Origin of the sequence: Blautia sp. DFI.1.216 (assembly GCF_020594215.1) — a bacterium.
GTDB lineage: Bacteria > Bacillota > Clostridia > Lachnospirales > Lachnospiraceae > Blautia_A > Blautia_A wexlerae.
Genome location: NZ_JAJDML010000061.1, coordinates 1 through 18,594 on the forward strand (window position 1 = coordinate 1; position 18,594 = coordinate 18,594).

Genomic DNA, 18,594 nt, shown 5'->3' on the forward strand with positions numbered 1-18,594 from the left:
TTCTTAAGGCCCGAAACCGAGCCGAAGAGAATGATTTGAGCTTGCGTCCCTCTTACCTGATCTTCCCGAGCTTAGTTTTTCTTAAGACCCGAAACCGAGCCGAAGAGAATTGTTTGGGGCTGTGTCCCCCTTTTAGCAGACTTCCCAGCCTTAGCTTTTCTTAAGACCCGAAACCGAGCCGAATAAAATTGTTTGGGGCTGCTTCACCCTTTAACTGATCTTACAAAAACTTCACAATCTCTTCTGTATCTCTCCTTTTCGGCCGTCCAGGCTCTTCCCCCGGAACTCCTACCGCAATTACCCCAACAACAGTCTCCGTCTCCGGAACAGAACAAAATTCTCTGATCTTATCCGCATCCCTGATCCCCATAATAAGAGTTCCATATCCCAGTTCTTCAGCCTTTAATATCAGGTTCTCATTCTGCAGCCCAAGATCATAACATCCCCATCCATTTCCAATTTCATTATCCGCTGTTCCATCTTTCTGAAAACCTGCTCTGTTATGTACGAAAGTACTAACCAGCAACACTGCATTCTCACATTTCCCTGCATTCATTTCCGGCAGACATTCCCGTCTGAACTGTTCCACATTCTTTTCGTCCATAATACAGTAATAACGTCCTGTTTGAGAGTTCTTCCATGAAGGCGCCTCCTGAGCTGCTTTTATCATACTCAAAATTTCATCTTTCGTCACCGTATTTCTCTCTACATATTTACGAACACTCCGTCTCTTTTCTATCAGATTCTGAAATTCCATATTTTTATACCTCTTCTATTCTTTCTCTTTAATCAGATAGATAAAATCCATCCTATATATCTTTAATAAATAATAATAGGATATCCTCCATCGATTGTATTATATATCAATGCCGCCTGATCTTCCGGCAGATTGATACAGCCGTGACTTCCATGTCCTGTCTTATATCGGTTTCCGCCAAATGCAGACTGCCATGACGCATCATGAAGTCCTTGTCCATAAACAAACGGCATCCAGTATTTTACCGTTTCCGCATATCCATATTCTTCACTGCTTAACGTAAACGGACTTGCCTTATATGCAATCGGCCATGCCCCTCTGTAAGTCTCACGCTCCGGTGTGGGTGCACCGCTGACAATATCTGTTTCCGTAACCAGTGCACCATCTTTATACAGCCATAAATGCTGTGAATCAAGACTGACTTCTATATAATTGCCTGCCAGGTCATCTGTTCCGTTTCTCTTCATGCCACTGCTGCTGTACACCGGCTCTCTGGATACATTTTCACCACTTTTAAGATCTTCAAGAAGCTGTGTCAGCTCTGCATCCTGATCGATCCTGTATCCATATTCATTATCAGAAACCGTAACATCCGTTCCCAGCGATGTATGAAAAGTACGCGGCACATAAATGGTATTATATTTATTTGCCATATTCGATATGTAATCTGCAGCCGCATCCTTATCAATGCTTATACCACTATTTTTAATCTGCAGCCAAGAACTGATCGTGTCTGAATCCAGCACCTGCGTTTCCTCGCCAAACAGATAAGAAACTGTTGTACTGCGGTATTTTTTCAACAGGCTGTTTAACTTCTTCACCTTCTGCTTCATTTCGCCTGATTCTTCAATATCCGGTTGCTGGTAAACTTCCTCGTTTAATTCCATCTTTACATCAGATGTAAGCAATTCTGTTTCGAAATCTTTATCCAGAGTTTCCTCCACATAGCTTAATAGCCTGTTTTCATCAATCTGATTTCCGGAAACCTGTTTCACCAACACATATTTCTGTTTCTTTTTACTATATCGGATATGTGCATCCGTAGGTTCTGTTCTGTCTTTTTCATCAAAATGATCCGCAGACAATGCTGCCTGTTCCTGCGCTTCATCTCTGATGATCTGATAATCAATCTTATAATCTCTCTGTGATGCAAAAAGTTTAAATGTCCCGCTTCTCTCCTGTTTCAATGTTTCCAGTGCACTTTTCAGAATGTCCTGATCCAGACTGTATCCCAGTTGTTCCATTGAAACATTATAAACATCCTTTCCATCTTCATGAAATGTTATTTTTTTATTCTGAAATGCTTCAGATATTTTCTGCTGCGCTTCTCCCACAGTAAGCTTCGATACATCTAACCTGTACACACTCACTTTCCTTCCCAGTGTGACAGTATCCACATGATGTATGTAAGCAGCCAGACCGATTCCCGCTGTCACGATCATCACGATACATATTACAAGAATCACTTTCAGCTTCTTTCTATTTAAGGCTTTTTTCTGTTCCATCCTTTGTTCTGCTACTTCCTTTCACCTTATTTTAGATATCTGCAATTATTTTATTATATAGAGAGATAAAAATCAATTTGTAAAATGCAGTTCGCCTGTTGTTACTGTTCACTCCGTTCTCAGTAACGTAGCCAAAATTCATTCCAGATAGCAACCGCCTGTTACTTTAGAGCGTTTCTGAAAAATCATTCCTGCAATCTGCACGCCCCACTTTGCGGTATATTTTGTCCGAGTTCGGTTGTCGTAGCCCATCAGGTTTTTGAGTCCATAAAAAAATCCCACATCACAAGGATGCGGGATTTTTTACTTATGAGGTTATCATCAGGCTTTATTAACTGATCCGAATAATTCCATTTTTTCCTTAACAGTAGCTTTGATTGCTTCGAAGCCAGGTGCAAGAAGTTTACGAGGATCGTATCCTTTACCCTGCTGATCTTTTCCTTCTTCGATGTATTTACGTGTAGCTGCTGCGAAAGAAAGCTGGCATTCTGTGTTTACATTGATTTTGGATACGCCAAGGTCGATAGCTTTCTTGATCATATCTGCCGGGATACCTGTGCCACCGTGAAGTACCAGAGGCATCTCTCCTGTCAGTTTCTGGATAGCATCCAGAGTCTCAAAGCTTAAGCCTTTCCAGTTAGCCGGATATTTTCCATGGATGTTACCGATACCTGCTGCAAGGAAATCAATACCAAGGTCTGCGATCATCTTGCATTCCTTAGGATCTGCGCATTCGCCCATTCCTACAACACCGTCTTCTTCACCACCGATGGAGCCAACTTCTGCTTCCAGAGACATTCCGTGTTCAGCAACGATCTTAACCAGTTCTTTAGTTTTTGCAACGTTTTCTTCGATCGGGTAATGAGATCCGTCGAACATGATGGATGAGAATCCTGCTTCAACGCATTTTAAGCATCCTTCATAGCTGCCGTGGTCAAGGTGAAGAGCTACAGGAACAGTGATGTTCAGTTCTTCCATCATTCCGTTAACCATACCAACAACTGTTTTATAACCTGTCATATATTTACCAGCACCTTCGGATACACCAAGGATTACAGGAGAGTTCAGTTCCTGAGCTGTTAAAAGAATAGCCTTTGTCCACTCAAGGTTGTTGATGTTGAACTGTCCAACTGCATAATGACCTGCTTTTGCTTTTTTCAGCATTTCTGTTGCATTTACTAACATGATAAATTCCTCCTAATCTGTAGTAACTGTGTTCATTCTCAGTTACCCTAATCAATCTCCGATATGGAATTACATCTATATCCAGATATGGTTATATTACCAGATTTCTGCTTTTTCGTCTACTCTTTTGCCAAAAAAATAACAAACAAAATTCCCCGGAAGATATGCAAAAAAGTCCGGCAATACACAATATATAATAATTTTCTGCAATTTATAAAAAAGTGCTTGCATTATTTAAATATTTCATATATAATAAGTTTCGGTTTAAGGATGGATTCCCGAGTGGCCAAAGGGGGCAGACTGTAAATCTGTTAGCAACGCTTTCGAAGGTTCGAATCCTTCTCCATCCATCAAAAGGTTCAGACATTTGTCTGGATCTTTTTTTGTTATATTATAAAGCGGCAGCCCCTTCTTCCGCAAGAGGCTGCCGTCCGGGTCAGGCGGATAAGATCATCCGCTTCGCATTTTGTTAATTTTTATGATGTAAGACCACTGCGCCAAATGCCGGCATTGTGATCTTCAGAATTCCGGCTGCTGCTGTGTATTCTTTACATTCTTCCGTAAATCCCACTGCAGATGTCATGACAACACGTTTCAGCTTTGTATCTTCCAGACGGCTGATTCCTGCCTGTTCTAACCGTATCTCCACTTCCCTGCCTTCTTCCTGATTATTTACGATCACAATTATCTGTTCATCATGAGAAAATCTCGCATAACAAAGTCCCTGATAATCATTCCAGAGAAATCCCAGTGATCCCGTTTTTAACACTTCATATTTCTTATGGATACGGATCATTACCCTGTGGAAGTCGATCATCTGATAATCCTCACGTCCCCAGGGATAAGTACGTCTGTTATCCGGATCTGTGAATCCACAGAGTCCTGCCTCATCTCCGTAATATACAGTCGGTGCGCCCGGCCAGGTCATCTGGATGGTAACCGCCTCACGCATAACTGCCGGATTTACTCCCTCAGATGCCGCCTCCGGACCTGCATAGGAAATTCGTCCTACCCTGTGATTGGTTCTGGTCAGGAATCTGGAATGGTCATGATTTGACAATTCATTCATGGCTGTCTGAAGTGCAGACATATGAAGCGCTCTCATGTGCGTTTTCATAGCTCCGATAAAAGCCTCACTGTTTCCTAACAGGTCTTCACGATACTCGTCACTGTGCTTCTCCATACCTGTCAGGAACCAGGTCAGCGGCTCCATAAATGCGTCATAGTTCATGACTGTATCCCATTCATCACCTTTCAGCCAGCCTTCCGGATTACCGTAATGCTCTGCCAGGATAATGGCATTTGGATTGGCAGCTTTCACTGCCTTCCGGAAATCTTTCCAGAACTGATGGTTAAAATCATTGCTGTGTCCCAGATCCGCCGCCACATCCAGTCTCCAACCGTCTACATTATAAGGAGCAGATACCCATTTCTGTCCAACACGAAGAATATAATCATAAAGTTCTCTGGAACCCTCATAATTTAATTTAGGCAGTGTATCGTGTGCCCACCATCCATCATAGGAGGTGTTATATGGCCATGCATTAGGATCATTAAAGGAAAAGAAATTACGATAGGGACTGTCCGCAGAAACATAAGCTCCTTTCGGATATCCTTCCTGATTCTCATAAATACGTTCTCTGTCCATCCACTTATTAAAAGAACCGCAGTGATTGAACACACCATCCAGAATGATCTTCATTCCTCTTCTGTGGATCTCTGCTGTCAGTTTCGCAAAAAGCTCATTACTTGCTTCCAGATTCTTCTTATCTGTCACACGTTTGATATATTTCCATGCATGGGAATTATCATCGTCATCTCCAAGAAGGATTCCCTCATTACAATCTTCTACAATCCTGCCGTAATGTGGATCCACATAATCATAATCCTGACAGTCATACTTATGATTACTTGGAGAAACAAAAATCGGATTTAAATAAATAACCTCGACTCCCAGATCCTGCAGATAATCCAGTTTGTTCATAATTCCCTGCAGGTCACCGCCGTAAAATTCACGCACACCCATCACTGCCGGAATCTTATTCCACTGTTCTACCTGTACACTCTTATCTCCAATATAATGATATTCTCCGGTCACAACATCATTGGTAGGATCTCCGTTAAGAAAACGGTCTACATAAATCTGGTACATTACCGCACCTTTGGCCCACTTTGGAGTATCAAAGCCCGGATAAATCTCAAAATCCATCCTGCCCTCATGTTTCATACAGACTCCCTGATTATTGTAATAACAGGTTACCCATCCATACTGTATCTCAAAATAATAACGAAAGATATCCGCTCCAATCGTCACCTGGGCAGAATAATAATCAAATCCGTTCTCTGTCCCGCAAATCTCCATCTGCACACGCTGCTCCTGGCTTACCAGATATACAGAATCTACATTATTTCTCTGGGTACGGAATTTGATCGTTACTGTATCTCCTGCCTTTGGTTCTGCAGGTATTCTGTAATATTCTGTTCCGTCACTGAAAAGCGCCTCTTTATTAAACACAGGACGCATATTCAGGATGTACTGCATTCTTTTTTTTATATCTGCTTTTTCATGTTCCATTTCCGTCCAGTCCTCTCTGTCATTTATCATTTTATTATTTTATCCTAAAATAAACCATCTGACAACCATCTGTTTTTCCCAAAAATATTTAGATATTCAGTGATTCTACACAACCATTCATTCTGTCACAGTATTTCGGACTGCCGGATTCCGGCGAAGCAGATATTTCATTGCTGAAAATAACATGAACAGTAATGATATTTTAAGACAGTAAAAAAGCCAGCGGGATAAGCTGGCTTTTTTGGAGAAGGTATTTCTTCTTATGGGGTGTAGCAAAAACTATATAATGTATTGGGGGGTTTTTACGGTTTATATAATACCATGAGGCAAGAGAAAAGTGTGCACAAACTTCACAAAATTTGGCACACTTTTTTGTATACATTATATACTGTTGTTTTCTGTTTCCGGATTTTCTGTTGTAAAAAGTGCTTCAAATTCGTCTCTGTGCACCTTTTCCTTCTCGAGAAGAAGACTTGCACACTTGTGCAGAACATCCTCATGTTCCAGAATGATCTTCTTTGCCTGGTCATGACATTCACTGATAATACGGCGGATTTCTTCATCAATGGACTTGGCAACATCCTCGCTGTAGCTTCTGGTATGAGCCAGGTCTCTGCCGATAAATACCTCGTCATCGTCATCACCATAACAGATAAGACCAAGTTTATCAGACATTCCGTATTTCATAACCATACTTCTGGCTGTCGCAGTTGCACGTTTGATGTCATTGGATGCACCAGTCGTAATATCTCCGAAGATAATTTCCTCTGCTATGCGCCCGCCTAACAGTGTCATAATATCCTGAAGCATTTTTCCTTTGGTATTAAACATCTCATCATTATCCGGAAGAGGCATGGTGTAACCTGCTGCTCCCATTCCTGTCGGGATAATGGAAATCGTGTAGACAGGATCCATATCCGGAAGTACATGAAACAGGATCGCATGTCCGGATTCATGATACGCGGTGATCTTTTTCTCTTTCTCAGAGATCACCTTACTCTTCTTTTCTGCACCGATGCCTACTTTGATAAAAGCACCTTTGATATCAGACTGAAGGATAAATCCTCTTCCCTTTCTCGCTGCTTCAATGGCAGCTTCATTCAGAAGATTCTCCAGATCTGCACCTGTAAATCCTGCTGTTGTTCTGGCAATCTGAGCCAGATTTACATCCTCTCCAAGAGGTTTGTCCTTGGCATGAACGCGGAGAATTTCCTCTCTTCCCTTCACATCCGGACGTCCCACTGCAACCTTACGGTCAAAACGTCCCGGACGCAAAATTGCAGGATCCAGGATATCCACGCGGTTAGTCGCTGCCATCACAATGATTCCCTCATTCACACCAAAGCCATCCATCTCTACCAGAAGCTGGTTCAGTGTCTGCTCTCTCTCATCATGTCCGCCGCCCATACCGGTTCCACGCTGTCTTGCAACCGCATCGATCTCATCAATGAAAATAATACATGGTGCATGGCGTTTGCCTTCTTCAAAAAGATCACGCACACGTGATGCACCTACACCGACAAACATTTCCACAAAGTCAGAACCGGAAATGGAGAAAAACGGAACTCCCGCTTCTCCTGCCACTGCCTTTGCCAGAAGTGTCTTACCAGTTCCGGGAGGGCCTACAAGCAGCACACCTTTCGGAATCCTTGCGCCTACTTTTGTATATTTCTGTGGAGATTTCAGGAAATCTACCACCTCTACCAGATCTTCCTTCTCCTCCTGCAGACCTGCTACCTTGTCAAAAGTAACTTTCTTATTATCATCCGGAGATGACATTCTTGCGCGGCTCTTGCCGAAATTCATCATCTTGGCATTTCCGCCGCCACCGCCACCTGCCATCTGGCGGTTCATCATCATGATCAGAAAGATCACAAGGGCACCTGTGAGAAGAACCGGAAGTAAGGTTGTCAGAAATACATTGTCTCCGGGTACATCCTGAGTTGTAATATCAATATCGTATTTATTCAACAGTTCGATTGCCTGATTGACATCTGTCACATAAACCTTCTTCTGACCGGAGTCAGTAGTATCTACGATCACAGAACCTGTAGGCACTTCTCTGTTCTGTTGAATTGTCGCATCAACCACTTTGTTGTCTTCAAGAGCCTGCTCCAGTTGCTTCTGTGTGTAATTACTCTGGGAAACCACCTGGTTATTCAGATAAAAATAACCGGCTACCAGTGCAATGATCAGCACCAGATACAGACCAATTCTGCTTGGCTGTTTATTCACTTACTTAAATCTCCTTTCAGTCTTCCCCCAGTTCCACTACTCCTATGAATGGAAGATTCCTGTATTTCTGTGCATAGTCCAGACCATAGCCAACTACAAACTCATCCGGGATGTTAAAGCAGCAATAATCAACTCTTACATCTCTGACTCTTCGCTCCGGTTTGTCCAGCAATGTACACAGACGGATGCTGTTTGGATTTCTCTGCTTCAGGATCTCGATAAGATAGCTTAAGGTTCTTCCTGAGTCAATGATATCCTCTACGATCAGAACGTCCTTTCCTTCCAGTGGCTGGTCAAGGTCTTTGACGATCTTTACAACACCGCTGGACTTGGTGTCATCACCATAACTGGATACAGACATAAAGTCAAGAGAAACCGGCACTGTGATTCTCTTTGCAAGTTCACAGGTAAAGAATACACCACCTTTTAATACACAGATTAAATGGATTTCCTTGCCTGCATAATCCTTGCTGACCTTTGCTGCGATCTGCTTAATACGGGAATCTACTTCCTCTTCGCTGAGTAAAACTTTGATTTTCTCACTCATTTTCGTTTCCTCCTTGGTAATTTAATACTAACACCTTCCTGGTTTGGGGGTTAATTTTATACCTCTCATTCATCCTGCTTCCCACCATCCAGAGGATTTCTTTTCCACATGCGATCAGCGGAATGCTGTCTCTGTATTCCGACGGGATTTTCTCATCGATCATACAGCGGTTCAGCTTCTTTGTGTTCCCCTGCGCATTGATAACCATATAATCTCCTGTCCGTCTGGTGCGAATATACGGATTCTTTTCTATTTTATCATAATCCATCCATTTCGTATACTTTTTTTCTTCAATCTTCTGACCTTCATACAAAAATATTTCTGCCGAAAAAATTCCCAGCGGACTGGTCACAGTCCCCGGAATTCTGATTTTCCATTCCCTGTCTGATATATTTTTTCCGCAAACTGTTTTTCCGTTTTGAATATCTGAACCTTTATGCTTTTCACCGATCATCCCGGCTGACTTCTCCTCTCCGTACCGGCAAAGTCTTACTCCCTCGTAATCTCTTCTGGCTTCCATGTGATAAGGAAGGCTGATCCGTCTTCCAGTCTGCATTTCATAAAGTTCCAGAACCTTCTCATAGTGAACAGCCGCCAGATCCTTCCGTCTGCCTGCCAGCTGTTCCATCGCCTGTTGTAATGCATAAACCTGAATGATTTGAGGCTCCATAAAAAATTTTTCAGTAAAGTAATATTCCTTACCTTTCTGAAACTCGCCCAAAACCAGGCAGCTCTGCTGCGTAAGATATTCCTCTGCCTGGGAAATCCTTGCCGCAGTCTCTGCCATATGTGCCGCTGCCTTTCCATTGACCTGCTGTTCCAATATAGGAAGAATATGATGTCTGATTCGGTTTCTGGTATATTCATCTGACAGATTGGTGCTGTCCTGAATATGAGAAATCTTCTTTTCTTTCAGATACTCTGCAATTTTGTCCCGGCTTAAGCACAGAATCGGGCGGATAATCTCTCCGTCTACAGGGCGCATGGTGCATAGTCCCCGCAAACCTGTTCCTCTGCACAGATTATGAAGCATAGTTTCCGCAAGATCCTCCTGATTATGCGCTAATGCAATTTTTATCTCACTGTCCTTTCTCCCACAGACGGCAGCTTCCCTCTGAAAAGCTTCTTTTCTTACAATCCTTCCCGTCTCTTCCTCGCCCAGCTTCCACTCCCGGCTCAATCCCGGAACATCATAACAATAAACAGTACATGGAATCTGCCACTTCCGGCATATGTTTTCCACAAAGCTTTGGTCCCTGTCCGCTTCCTTTCCACGTATTCCATGATGTATATGGACCACTCTCAATGTAAAATCCAGTTTTCCCTGAAGCTCCTTTAAAATGCGGAGCATTGCCATAGAGTCACTTCCACCGGACACTCCTGCCAGGACCACATCATTTTTTCCGATCATCCTGTTTTGCTTTATATAAGCAAGAATTTCTCTTTCCATTTTTATCCTGATTTCCTTTTCTATCTTAGAGCGTGTCTGAAAAATCATTCCCGCAATCTGCACGCCCCACTTTGCGGGATATTTCACCCGAATTCAGTTGCCGTAGCCCGCTACGGCGCCCTCATCCGGGCAAAATATCCCACAAATTGTGACGCACATCTTGCAGAAAGCCTTTTTCAGACACGCTCTAGTATCCGCAACATTATTTTTTCCACACGCCTGCCACCAGCACTGTCATATCATCCCGTGCATGATAATCGCTGTATCCCAGCACCCGTTCCAGTATTCCCCTGCCGAAATCTTTCGGTGATTCCTCGTGAACATCCATAATGATTTCTTTCATGGTTTCCTCCTCTTTCTGGTCAGGCAATGCATCCAAGACTCCATCTGTCATCATGATCAGGTAATCCCCATGGTACAGCTTTCTGGTAGCTGTCTCAAAATCAATCTGCTGTACAAGCCCTGCGGCCAGACTTTCAGAAGTAATAGATTCCACCCAGTGATCTCTTTTGATAAATGTAGACGCTGCCCCCGCCTTCAGAAAATTGCAGATTCCTGTATACAGGTCCACTGCGCAGATATCCACTGTAGAAAACATACCCTCCTCTCCTTTGAGTACCAGAGCAGAATTTACCATCTTTGCTGCCGTTTCCTGGGAAAATCCTGACTCCATAAACTGTTCCAGAAGTTCCACAACTGTCTCGCTCTCCCTGCATGCTTCCATCCCTGAGCCCATGCCATCCGAAAGGCACATAACAAACCTGCCGCCATCCTCCTGTCTGCATATATAATTATCTCCGGAAACCTTCTCTTCTTCTCTGGTAAGCCTGGCCGTTCCATAGAGAACCTGATAGCTTACATCCTCAGCAAAATGTACAGTGTGATATTCTCCGTTTACAATACATCTGCTCCCATTTACAGGTACCATGGAAATTTCACAGTATTTTGAAAGAAGCTGTGCGATCTCTGTCATGGAAATACACTGACCGCTTCTGGCACGCATGGTGAGAAAAATCTGTTTACGTCCTTTCACCTTATTCATCATCCATGCCCTGCGAAGGATCACATGGCTCTTTCTCAGTCCCTTGCGAAGTTCTTCTTCAAACTGCGGCGTTACTCGCTCCAGGTCATACAGATCACTGGCTACGTTCTCCATGATATGTGAGACTTCCATAAGCTGCTGTGCTACTGCCAGCCGATTCTCGATCATACGGTTATCCCACATCAAGTTCTGCCTTTCTTTCTGAAAATTCTCTGCAACCGTCTCATAATATTGTACGGAACGGGGACATATGCCTGTCCAGTCAGCGCGGATGCCTCTGACATTTTCCTCGTTTCCACTCTCCATAGAACGTACCAGTGCCTCCACTCCTTTCACCAGTTCCTGACTGTGTTCTCCCCAGCAGATTTCCCTCTGATAGCATCTGCTGCATACCTTTGCATTTGTATCCTCAATGATCTGCTCAACCTGCCTGCTGCTCAGATAATCTTTCCGATAAGGCATCCCGTAGAAAGTATCTGCCAGTTTCTGAAAAGATGCCGCATACTTCTCCACCCTCTCTTTCTGAGGATGGCCCTCCTGCAGAGACGGCAGTTCTTCTGTATCCGGCAGATTTTCTGCTAAAATAGTTTTTGCCATGTCCCGTATGATCAGCATAATGCTGATAACGAGCATGGCAATCATCCATTCCTGCATATTCTCCCCTCCCCTTATTCATTCCCTGTATATAGCAGACTACTGCATTTTTATCAGAGAATCTCTATAACTGTTCAACAGTCCTCTCTTTCACAAAGTACTAAACAGTTACAGATATTATATGGAAGGGTTTCTGAAATATCTGTCAAACGCAGACGAATCCTTCGCAAAAGTTTTCGACATTTATTACTGCTGTTTCTTAAAAACAGTCTCATTGTCCTTCACAAGTCCCAGTTTCTCTCTGGCAACCTCTTCTGCATATTCGTCTGTCTCCATATATTTCTTTAATTTATCAATTTCTTCTGTACGTGTCTGCTCATCTTCAATCTGTTGCTGAAGAGTGGCGGCCTTAGCATCATATCCTGTGAGGCGTTCCTTAAGGTCATTACTTTCTAGCATCAGTCCTCCCAGAAGGACTAAAACAACCAGCGCAATCGCAATCATTCCAAGAGAGTTATACCCTACTTTCTTTTTTTTCTTCCTTTTCTTAGAATTACCCAATTTGCCAGCCTTCCTTTTTTAGCACATTTATACGCTTTATACCACAGAAGTTTACATCTTTTGACCGGAAATAGCAACCATTTTATCAAAAATTTAATAATTATTACAGGAATCTCCATAAGTTTCGTACAGCATTTTACAAAAATATCTCCGAGGACCCTGTTGCAGATATACGCTCCGGATAAAAAGCCTAAAACCATAAAAAAACGCAGGATTCCTTCATTGCTTCTGTAAATCTCCGAAAAAACAAAAAAGGCACAACAAAGCCAGTATAGAATGTCTTCCGTCCCGACAGCTTTATCCGAATGTACAAAAACATTCCTGAATGCAGCCAGCAGATCATAACACAAAAGGAGAACAGCACCCACAGCTATTGTCCGGAGCAGCAGAAGTAATTCATGATGAATAAATGCACTCATCTCTCACCGGAACATCCTTCTAAATAAGGATTCATCCCTGTTATCTGTATTCTTTGACAGATAGGTAAGACTGTCCACTTTTCCTTCCAGATCTACTTCTCCCTTTTCCAGATCAAGCTGCTTCACATGAAGCTGTTCTCCCTTTATTACAAGTTTCCCTGCCTGTGTAAAAAGCAGGATTTCTTTTTCATCAAAGGATTTAATATCCTTTACCCCGGTAATTCTCCCGTTCTGACGGTTTTCCAGCATCAGGCTGTGAGTTGAAAGTATCTTCTTCTCTTCCACAGACGCCTCCCGGTCACAGCCTCCGGAAACTATGACCTGCCAATCTATTACTTATCAGTAGTTTATGTGCCGGAAAATGGAAATAGACAATAAAATGTTAAAAATTTATATGTTCCCACTGCACAAATGCCAAAAGCTGCAAATTACCATCCGGAATCAAAGATATTTGTACATACTCTCTACATCTTCTTTTTTGACAGTTTCTTTTACATCCAGTACTTCTACTTTGACATTCTTACTTCCGAACTGGATTTCAATAGTATCTCCCGTCTTTACCTGTACAGATGCCTTGGCAGGCTTATCGTTGACAAGAACTCTTCCTGCATCACATGCTTCGTTTGCCACTGTACGGCGTTTGATCAGACGTGACACCTTTAAGTATTTATCTAATCTCATATTCTGCTCCTGTAAATGTTCTGTAATGGATACTCACGAATTACTCCTCCGGAGTATCAAAAAAGGGGAACTTTCGTTCCCCCGGTTATCGCCTTTATTATTTACCGTTAACCATATCTTTTAATGCTTTTCCAGCTTTGAATTTCGGTGATTTAGAAGCTTCGATTTTCATAGTTTCACCAGTCTGAGGATTTCTTCCCTCGCGAGCAGCTCTTTCACTTACTTCAAATGTACCAAATCCTACTAACTGGATTTTTCCGCCATTTTTCAGTTCTTTAGAAACGACATCAACGAAAGATTTCAGAACGTCTTCTACGTCCTTCTTGGATAAGTTTGTCTCTTTCGCCATAGCTGCTACTAATTCTGTTTTATTCATGGTGTTTCCTCCTCTAATGATCTCTTTCTTGTTTGGTGGCATCTGCCAAAAGCGACAGAGCTCTATCCTCTATATATATACCTTTTTCCCCATATTGTCAAGGTTTTTCGTAACTGTTCCGTACAACTGTTCCGCACTGTTACTGAGGATAATCCCTGAAACATTCCTCTGCAAAATTCTCCCAGATTTCTCTCTGTCTGATAAGATTCTGAAGCTTTTCCACATTTTTCTCTGAAATCCACACCTTTTTGTGTGAATAATAATAATTTGCCAGTTTCCAGTATTTTTCAGGATAAGTGAAACGTACACGCAGATTTTTCCACTCTTCTGCCGAGATTGGACGGATTTTATGATATTCCCTGAGCATTTCCCCTGCCAGGTCCAGATTCCAGTTATATTTTTCCAGTATTTTTCTCATGAAACGATACAAATCTGCTACCTGAATATCAAAACTCCAGTGACCAAAATTTGTGACTGCCGTCCCAAAATGATCATTTTTCAGCATCAGAATATTATGCTGATTATATTCTCCATGACATACCTGTCCTTCCCGCCATGCCCTTTCCCTGAGATCATCATAATCCGTCTCGTCCAGAAGCTTTACTGCATACTGTGCCCTTTCAAGAAACTGCTCCACACTTGCCAGATAATTTTTCTCAAATACATTGGATGCTCCTTTGTTCCGTATAAATTTGCGTATCTTACGAAGCTCCTGATTGTGCCGAAGATATTCCTCCCTGAGAGATCTTTCCCTGTATTCCTCCACAGGTTCCATTTTCATTAAAATATGTAACCTTGCCAGTGTCCGGACACTTTTTAAAATATCTTCCCGGGATTTTGTGTCACACTCTTTTCCTTCATACCAGTGCTGGAGTGTAAACCTTTGTTCAGTCTTATCTTTACTGACCAGACTTTCCTGATTATTCCGCAGAAAATAATCGGTATTTATACCATTTTCCTGAAGTTTCATCAAAAGCTCCTGCTGTTTTTCCAGCTTTTTTTCAGAACCGTGAAATTCCCTCAGGATCAGAAGTCCCTGAGCTGTATAGCAAAGTAAAGCCCCTCTTGTCCTTGCAGAACGGTCTGCTGTCAGCTCATACTGAGCCAAAGTGCCAAGTCCGTAATCATACAATGACATATCCCCCTCTTAATCATCTTAATTCTTTCTATACATATGAAGAAAATCCGGTGGATATACCCCCGGATTTTAGTTATTTACTATATTCTGATATACTGACCATTCCATAAAACTGCACTATTTCTCATCAAGCAGACCCAATAATATCTCTTTCTGATTCTTCTGTGGATCGGCAAGCACTACTTCCAGAAGACGGTTCAGCGTTTCTCCTATTTCACGCCCCGGCTTATAACCGGCTTCAATCAGATCTTTCCCTGTCACTGCCAGAGTTTTTAAAGATACACACTGATGTTCATTAATGATCGTCTCATAAGCCTCTTTCACCTTATCCAGACGTTCCTGCTTCTCTGCGCGTCTGTAATCACTCTGTGCCAGCATATCTGCCTGCTGCACTTCCAGATAATATGGGAAGAGATCCTCACCGATACGGTTCACTGCCCTGCGCACTGCCTTTGTCGTTCCATCCGGTCTGTCATCATGCCATTTTACCAGACGGGTTACCTTGCGGATCGTATCATTATCGAATTTCAGCCTGCGCAGGATCTGTGCAGCCATCTTTTCTCCCGCAATCCCATGCATCTTGAAATGATCTCTTCCATTCTCATCTGTTTTCCGGACAACCGGCTTTCCAATGTCATGAAGCAGCATGGTAATCCTGAGAACTTTATCTGCCCGTACATGACAGAGACTGTGCAGGATATGCTCCCCTACTGTGTAACAGTGGTGCGGCGTATTCTGAGATGTTGTCATACATGCATCAAACTCCGGAAGAAATTCAGCTGTGATCCCGGCTTCATAAGCCACCCTGAGATAATCCGGATGAGGAGACATCAGGAGCTTCACAAGCTCTACCTGAATCCGCTCTGCGCTGACATGCTTCAGATTCGGTGCCAGAACCTTCAGTGCCTTACGAGTCTCTTCTTCAATGGCAAAGCCCAACTGCGCACTGAAACGGACTGCACGCATGATCCGCAGTGCATCCTCTGTAAAACGCTCCAGCGGATTTCCCACACAGCGGATGATTTTTCTCTCAATATCCTCCAGTCCGCCGAAAAGGTCCACCAGTCCTGAAGAAGGATTGTATGCCATTGCATTGATGGTAAAATCCCGGCGTTTCAGGTCTTCCTCAAGGCTTGCTGTAAAGGTGACCTCTTTGGGATGTCTGCCGTCCTCGTACTCACCATCTACACGATAAGTCGTGACCTCATATCCTTCTTTTTCCATAAGAACAGTCACTGTTCCATGCTGCAGACCTGTATCCACTGTTCTGTGAAACAAAGCCTTGACCTGCTCCGGCTTTGCGGATGTGGTGATGTCCCAGTCATCCGGGCTCCGTCCCAGAATGGAATCACGCACACAGCCGCCTACCACATAGGCTTCATAGCCTGCTTTTTCCAGTATATGCAAAATTATTTCCGCGTTTTTCGGTATTTCCAGAATCATATGACCATCCTTATCTTCTTCTATTTATTCTTAACCCCGAAAACCGGCACTCAGATATCTCTGCTGCCGGTTTTCTTTATTTTCTTATTGATTAGTATGCTCTGCCCCAGTAAACCATCTTCTTGGCAGGTTTTCCACAGCATACGCAGACATCACTTAAGTGTTCCTGCTCAAACGGCATACATCTGGATGTAGCCTGAACATCTTCTTTGATCTTGTCCTCACATGCGCGGTCACCGCACCACATAGCTTTTACGAAGCCTGGTTTGTTAACAATAGTATCTTTGAATTCTTCATAGTTTGTAGCAACATAAGTATGGGAATCTCTGTGCTTACGTGCACGCTCCAGCATATCTTTCTGGATTGTTTCCAGGATTTCCTGTACTTTCTCCACAAGCTCATCAAATGTAACAGTATATTTCTCTCTTGTATCACGACGGCAGATGACAGCCTGACCATTCTCGATATCCTTCGGGCCGCACTCGATACGGATCGGGATACCACGCATTTCCTGCTCTGCGAATTTGAATCCCGGGCTCTTGTCTGTGTCGTCTACTTTTACGCGGACTCCTGCTGCCTTTAATGCTGCAAACATCTCATCTGCTTTCTCAAGAACGCCCTCTTTTCTCTGCTGGATCGGGATGATCACTGCCTGTACAGGAGCGATTCTCGGAGGCAGTACCAGACCGCTGTTATCACCATGTACCATGATGATTGCACCGATCATACGTGTTGTCATGCCCCAGGATGTCTGATGTACATACTGAAGTTTATTTTCTTTATCTGTATACTGGATGCCGAATGCTCTTGCAAATCCATCGCCAAAGTTATGGCTTGTACCGGACTGAAGAGCTTTTCCATCATGCATCAGGGATTCAATTGTATAAGTAGCTTCTGCACCGGAGAATTTCTCCTTGTCTGTTTTCTGTCCCTTGATAACCGGGATTGCAAGTACTTCCTCGCAGAAATCTGCATACAGATTCAGCATCTGGATAGTACGCTCTTCTGCTTCCTCGGCTGTAGCATGAGCTGTATGGCCTTCCTGCCATAAGAACTCACGTGAACGAAGGAACGGACGTGTTGTCTTTTCCCAGCGCACTACAGAACACCACTGATTGTATACCTTCGGCAGGTCTCTGTGGGACTGAATTTCTTTTGCATAGAAATCACAGAATAATGTCTCTGATGTTGGACGTACGCACAGACGCTCCTGAAGCGGATCCAGACCACCATGAGTTACCCATGCAACCTCAGGTGCAAATCCTTCTACATGATCTTTCTCTTTCTGAAGAAGAGATTCCGGAATAAAGATTGGCATGTACACATTCTGTACGCCAGTCTCTTTAAATCTTCTGTCCAGTTCGTGCTGGATATTTTCCCAGATCGCATATCCTGCAGGTTTAATTGCCATGCAGCCTTTAACGCTGGTATAACCGCAGAGTTCAGCTTTCTTTACAACGTCGGTATACCACTGGGCGAAATCGTCTTCCATGGATGTGATGGCTTCTACCAGTTTCTTGTTGTTTGCCATGATTACTTCTCCTTTTTATGTGATTGTGTTGATCCTGACAGTGCATCAGGATATAGTCGCGGCGGAATGCATATTCTTCTTATTTTTCTTCTATAAATAAATTTCCCTATCTGCTTCACAGTACAAAAATCTGCTTTTTTATAATCCGGCAAAATCTGTCATATTATAAAAAACGAAAAAAAGAAGCCCTGCATCCCTCACAAGGGACCGAAAGGCTTCGGCGGTACCACCCTAATTAGCACTGTGCCCAAATGCCTGCACATTGCTCGCTCTTCTTCCGATAACGCAGGAAAAACGCCGTACTTCAATTGTACGGAGCTCCGAGGCCGGTTCCATAATTCACGCACAGAATCCTTCCACCACTGTTTCACAGCCAACCGGCTGTTCTCCGGGACTCTTCTCTGGGATTGCTCCTTATGTACTATTCTCTTCATCGCTATATATATTTCGCATTTGGTTATATTCTATTTGAAATAAATTGATGTGTCAAGAGTAAAATCGTTACTGTTCACACACCACTATTCCGCGAGGTGTTTTGGCATGAATATGCCAAAA

At 43.1% G+C, this 18,594-nt stretch carries 17 protein-coding genes, 1 tRNA gene and 3 pseudogenes; 3 read left to right on the forward strand and 18 right to left on the reverse strand.

Annotation, left to right across the window (positions count from 1 at the left end; translation table 11 throughout):
* Positions 1 to 220 precede the first annotated feature (220 nt).
* The 3 genes from LJE11_RS16535 to LJE11_RS20535 form a co-directional block, all read right to left on the reverse strand.
* On the reverse strand, positions 221 to 757 hold the full coding sequence (locus LJE11_RS16535) for a nitroreductase family protein (protein WP_055058383.1): 537 nt from the start codon (positions 755 to 757) through the stop codon (positions 221 to 223).
* 62 nt (positions 758 to 819) lie between these two features.
* Positions 820 to 2,262: a L,D-transpeptidase family protein gene (locus LJE11_RS16540; RefSeq protein ID WP_227296253.1), complete on the reverse strand. Its 1,443-nt coding sequence runs from the start codon at positions 2,260 to 2,262 to the stop codon at positions 820 to 822.
* Between the two features lie 138 nt (positions 2,263 to 2,400).
* On the reverse strand, positions 2,401 to 2,514 hold the full coding sequence (locus LJE11_RS20535; protein ID WP_306452295.1) for a DUF6783 domain-containing protein: 114 nt from the start codon (positions 2,512 to 2,514) through the stop codon (positions 2,401 to 2,403).
* Here LJE11_RS20535 and LJE11_RS20540 point away from each other — a divergent pair.
* On the forward strand, positions 2,461 to 2,601 hold the full coding sequence (locus LJE11_RS20540; RefSeq protein ID WP_306797806.1) for a DUF6783 domain-containing protein: 141 nt from the start codon (positions 2,461 to 2,463) through the stop codon (positions 2,599 to 2,601). The genes LJE11_RS20535 and LJE11_RS20540 overlap by 54 nt on opposite strands.
* On the opposite strand, the gene fba is transcribed toward LJE11_RS20540, so the two are convergent.
* Positions 2,584 to 3,447, reverse strand: coding sequence for a class II fructose-1,6-bisphosphate aldolase (fba, locus tag LJE11_RS16545; protein WP_022379939.1), 864 nt, complete (start codon positions 3,445 to 3,447; stop codon positions 2,584 to 2,586). The genes LJE11_RS20540 and fba overlap by 18 nt on opposite strands.
* A gap of 268 nt (positions 3,448 to 3,715) precedes the next feature.
* Here fba and LJE11_RS16550 point away from each other — a divergent pair.
* Positions 3,716 to 3,797 (forward strand) — tRNA-Tyr (locus tag LJE11_RS16550).
* A 119-nt stretch (positions 3,798 to 3,916) separates the two neighbouring features.
* Here LJE11_RS16550 and LJE11_RS16555 read toward each other — a convergent pair.
* From LJE11_RS16555 to tilS (LJE11_RS20550), 5 genes and pseudogenes are all read right to left on the reverse strand, one after another.
* Positions 3,917 to 6,052 carry a glycoside hydrolase family 13 protein gene (locus tag LJE11_RS16555; RefSeq protein WP_118569556.1) on the reverse strand — a complete coding sequence of 712 codons (2,136 nt, stop codon included), beginning with the start codon at positions 6,050 to 6,052 and terminating at the stop codon, positions 3,917 to 3,919.
* A 351-nt stretch (positions 6,053 to 6,403) separates the two neighbouring features.
* Positions 6,404 to 8,257: an ATP-dependent zinc metalloprotease FtsH gene (gene ftsH / locus LJE11_RS16560; RefSeq protein WP_118614831.1), complete on the reverse strand. Its 1,854-nt coding sequence runs from the start codon at positions 8,255 to 8,257 to the stop codon at positions 6,404 to 6,406.
* A gap of 16 nt (positions 8,258 to 8,273) precedes the next feature.
* Positions 8,274 to 8,804 (reverse strand): hypoxanthine phosphoribosyltransferase, encoded by a 531-nt coding sequence (gene hpt / locus LJE11_RS16565; RefSeq protein WP_020993437.1) that lies wholly within the window; start codon positions 8,802 to 8,804, stop codon positions 8,274 to 8,276.
* A complete protein-coding gene (gene tilS, locus LJE11_RS20545) occupies positions 8,797 to 9,591 on the reverse strand; it encodes a tRNA lysidine(34) synthetase TilS (RefSeq protein WP_319017522.1) in 795 nt (264 codons plus the stop codon). Before tilS (LJE11_RS20545) ends, hpt begins: the two co-directional genes overlap by 8 nt.
* A 51-nt stretch (positions 9,592 to 9,642) precedes the next feature.
* Positions 9,643 to 10,413: pseudogene (gene tilS / locus LJE11_RS20550) on the reverse strand (tRNA lysidine(34) synthetase TilS); the annotation flags it as partial.
* Between tilS (LJE11_RS20550) and LJE11_RS20555 the strand changes: the two are divergent.
* Positions 10,351 to 10,584, forward strand: a pseudogene (locus LJE11_RS20555) (DUF6783 domain-containing protein); the annotation flags it as partial. The pseudogenes tilS (LJE11_RS20550) and LJE11_RS20555 overlap by 63 nt on opposite strands.
* On the opposite strand, the pseudogene LJE11_RS16575 reads toward LJE11_RS20555, so the two are convergent.
* The 9 genes and pseudogenes from LJE11_RS16575 to proS all read right to left on the reverse strand — a co-directional run.
* A pseudogene (locus LJE11_RS16575) lies at positions 10,484 to 11,950 on the reverse strand (SpoIIE family protein phosphatase); the annotation flags it as partial. The pseudogenes LJE11_RS20555 and LJE11_RS16575 overlap by 101 nt on opposite strands.
* 186 nt (positions 11,951 to 12,136) lie before the next feature.
* Positions 12,137 to 12,451: an FtsB family cell division protein gene (locus tag LJE11_RS16580; protein WP_022380528.1), complete on the reverse strand. Its 315-nt coding sequence runs from the start codon at positions 12,449 to 12,451 to the stop codon at positions 12,137 to 12,139.
* Positions 12,412 to 12,870, reverse strand: coding sequence for a spore cortex biosynthesis protein YabQ (yabQ, locus tag LJE11_RS20560; RefSeq protein WP_173705445.1), 459 nt, complete (start codon positions 12,868 to 12,870; stop codon positions 12,412 to 12,414). Before yabQ ends, LJE11_RS16580 begins: the two co-directional genes overlap by 40 nt.
* Positions 12,871 to 12,873: 3 nt before the next feature.
* On the reverse strand, positions 12,874 to 13,155 hold the full coding sequence (gene yabP / locus LJE11_RS16590) for a sporulation protein YabP (RefSeq protein ID WP_008707950.1): 282 nt from the start codon (positions 13,153 to 13,155) through the stop codon (positions 12,874 to 12,876).
* Between the two features lie 156 nt (positions 13,156 to 13,311).
* Positions 13,312 to 13,551: an RNA-binding S4 domain-containing protein gene (locus tag LJE11_RS16595; protein WP_008707948.1), complete on the reverse strand. Its 240-nt coding sequence runs from the start codon at positions 13,549 to 13,551 to the stop codon at positions 13,312 to 13,314.
* 97 nt (positions 13,552 to 13,648) lie between these two features.
* Complete coding sequence (locus LJE11_RS16600; protein WP_008707945.1) at positions 13,649 to 13,927, reverse strand: HU family DNA-binding protein; 279 nt, start codon at positions 13,925 to 13,927, stop codon at positions 13,649 to 13,651.
* Positions 13,928 to 14,066: 139 nt separating this feature from the next.
* Positions 14,067 to 15,065: a phosphotransferase gene (locus tag LJE11_RS16605; protein ID WP_195277935.1), complete on the reverse strand. Its 999-nt coding sequence runs from the start codon at positions 15,063 to 15,065 to the stop codon at positions 14,067 to 14,069.
* 117 nt (positions 15,066 to 15,182) lie between these two features.
* Complete coding sequence (locus LJE11_RS16610) at positions 15,183 to 16,508, reverse strand: CCA tRNA nucleotidyltransferase (protein ID WP_227296254.1); 1,326 nt, start codon at positions 16,506 to 16,508, stop codon at positions 15,183 to 15,185.
* A gap of 91 nt (positions 16,509 to 16,599) precedes the next feature.
* Positions 16,600 to 18,039: a proline--tRNA ligase gene (gene proS / locus LJE11_RS16615; protein ID WP_022380532.1), complete on the reverse strand. Its 1,440-nt coding sequence runs from the start codon at positions 18,037 to 18,039 to the stop codon at positions 16,600 to 16,602.
* Positions 18,040 to 18,594: the final 555 nt, after the last annotated feature.

Bases quoted from the DNA above. Each gene is read 5' to 3' on its own strand.
- LJE11_RS16535 (WP_055058383.1), bottom strand. From the start codon at position 757: ATGGAATTTCAGAATCTGATAGAAAAGAGACGGAGTGTTCGTAAATAT.
- LJE11_RS16540 (WP_227296253.1), bottom strand. From the start codon at position 2,262: ATGGAACAGAAAAAAGCCTTAAATAGAAAGAAGCTGAAAGTGATTCTT.
- LJE11_RS20535 (WP_306452295.1), bottom strand. From the start codon at position 2,514: ATGGGCTACGACAACCGAACTCGGACAAAATATACCGCAAAGTGGGGC.
- fba (WP_022379939.1), bottom strand. From the start codon at position 3,447: ATGTTAGTAAATGCAACAGAAATGCTGAAAAAAGCAAAAGCAGGTCAT.
- LJE11_RS16555 (WP_118569556.1), bottom strand. From the start codon at position 6,052: ATGATAAATGACAGAGAGGACTGGACGGAAATGGAACATGAAAAAGCA.
- hpt (WP_020993437.1), bottom strand. From the start codon at position 8,804: ATGAGTGAGAAAATCAAAGTTTTACTCAGCGAAGAGGAAGTAGATTCC.
- tilS (WP_319017522.1), bottom strand. From the start codon at position 9,591: ATGGCAGAGACTGCGGCAAGGATTTCCCAGGCAGAGGAATATCTTACG.
- yabQ (WP_173705445.1), bottom strand. From the start codon at position 12,870: ATGAGTGCATTTATTCATCATGAATTACTTCTGCTGCTCCGGACAATA.
- LJE11_RS16595 (WP_008707948.1), bottom strand. From the start codon at position 13,551: ATGAGATTAGATAAATACTTAAAGGTGTCACGTCTGATCAAACGCCGT.
- LJE11_RS16600 (WP_008707945.1), bottom strand. From the start codon at position 13,927: ATGAATAAAACAGAATTAGTAGCAGCTATGGCGAAAGAGACAAACTTA.
- LJE11_RS16605 (WP_195277935.1), bottom strand. From the start codon at position 15,065: ATGTCATTGTATGATTACGGACTTGGCACTTTGGCTCAGTATGAGCTG.
- LJE11_RS16610 (WP_227296254.1), bottom strand. From the start codon at position 16,508: ATGATTCTGGAAATACCGAAAAACGCGGAAATAATTTTGCATATACTG.
- proS (WP_022380532.1), bottom strand. From the start codon at position 18,039: ATGGCAAACAACAAGAAACTGGTAGAAGCCATCACATCCATGGAAGAC.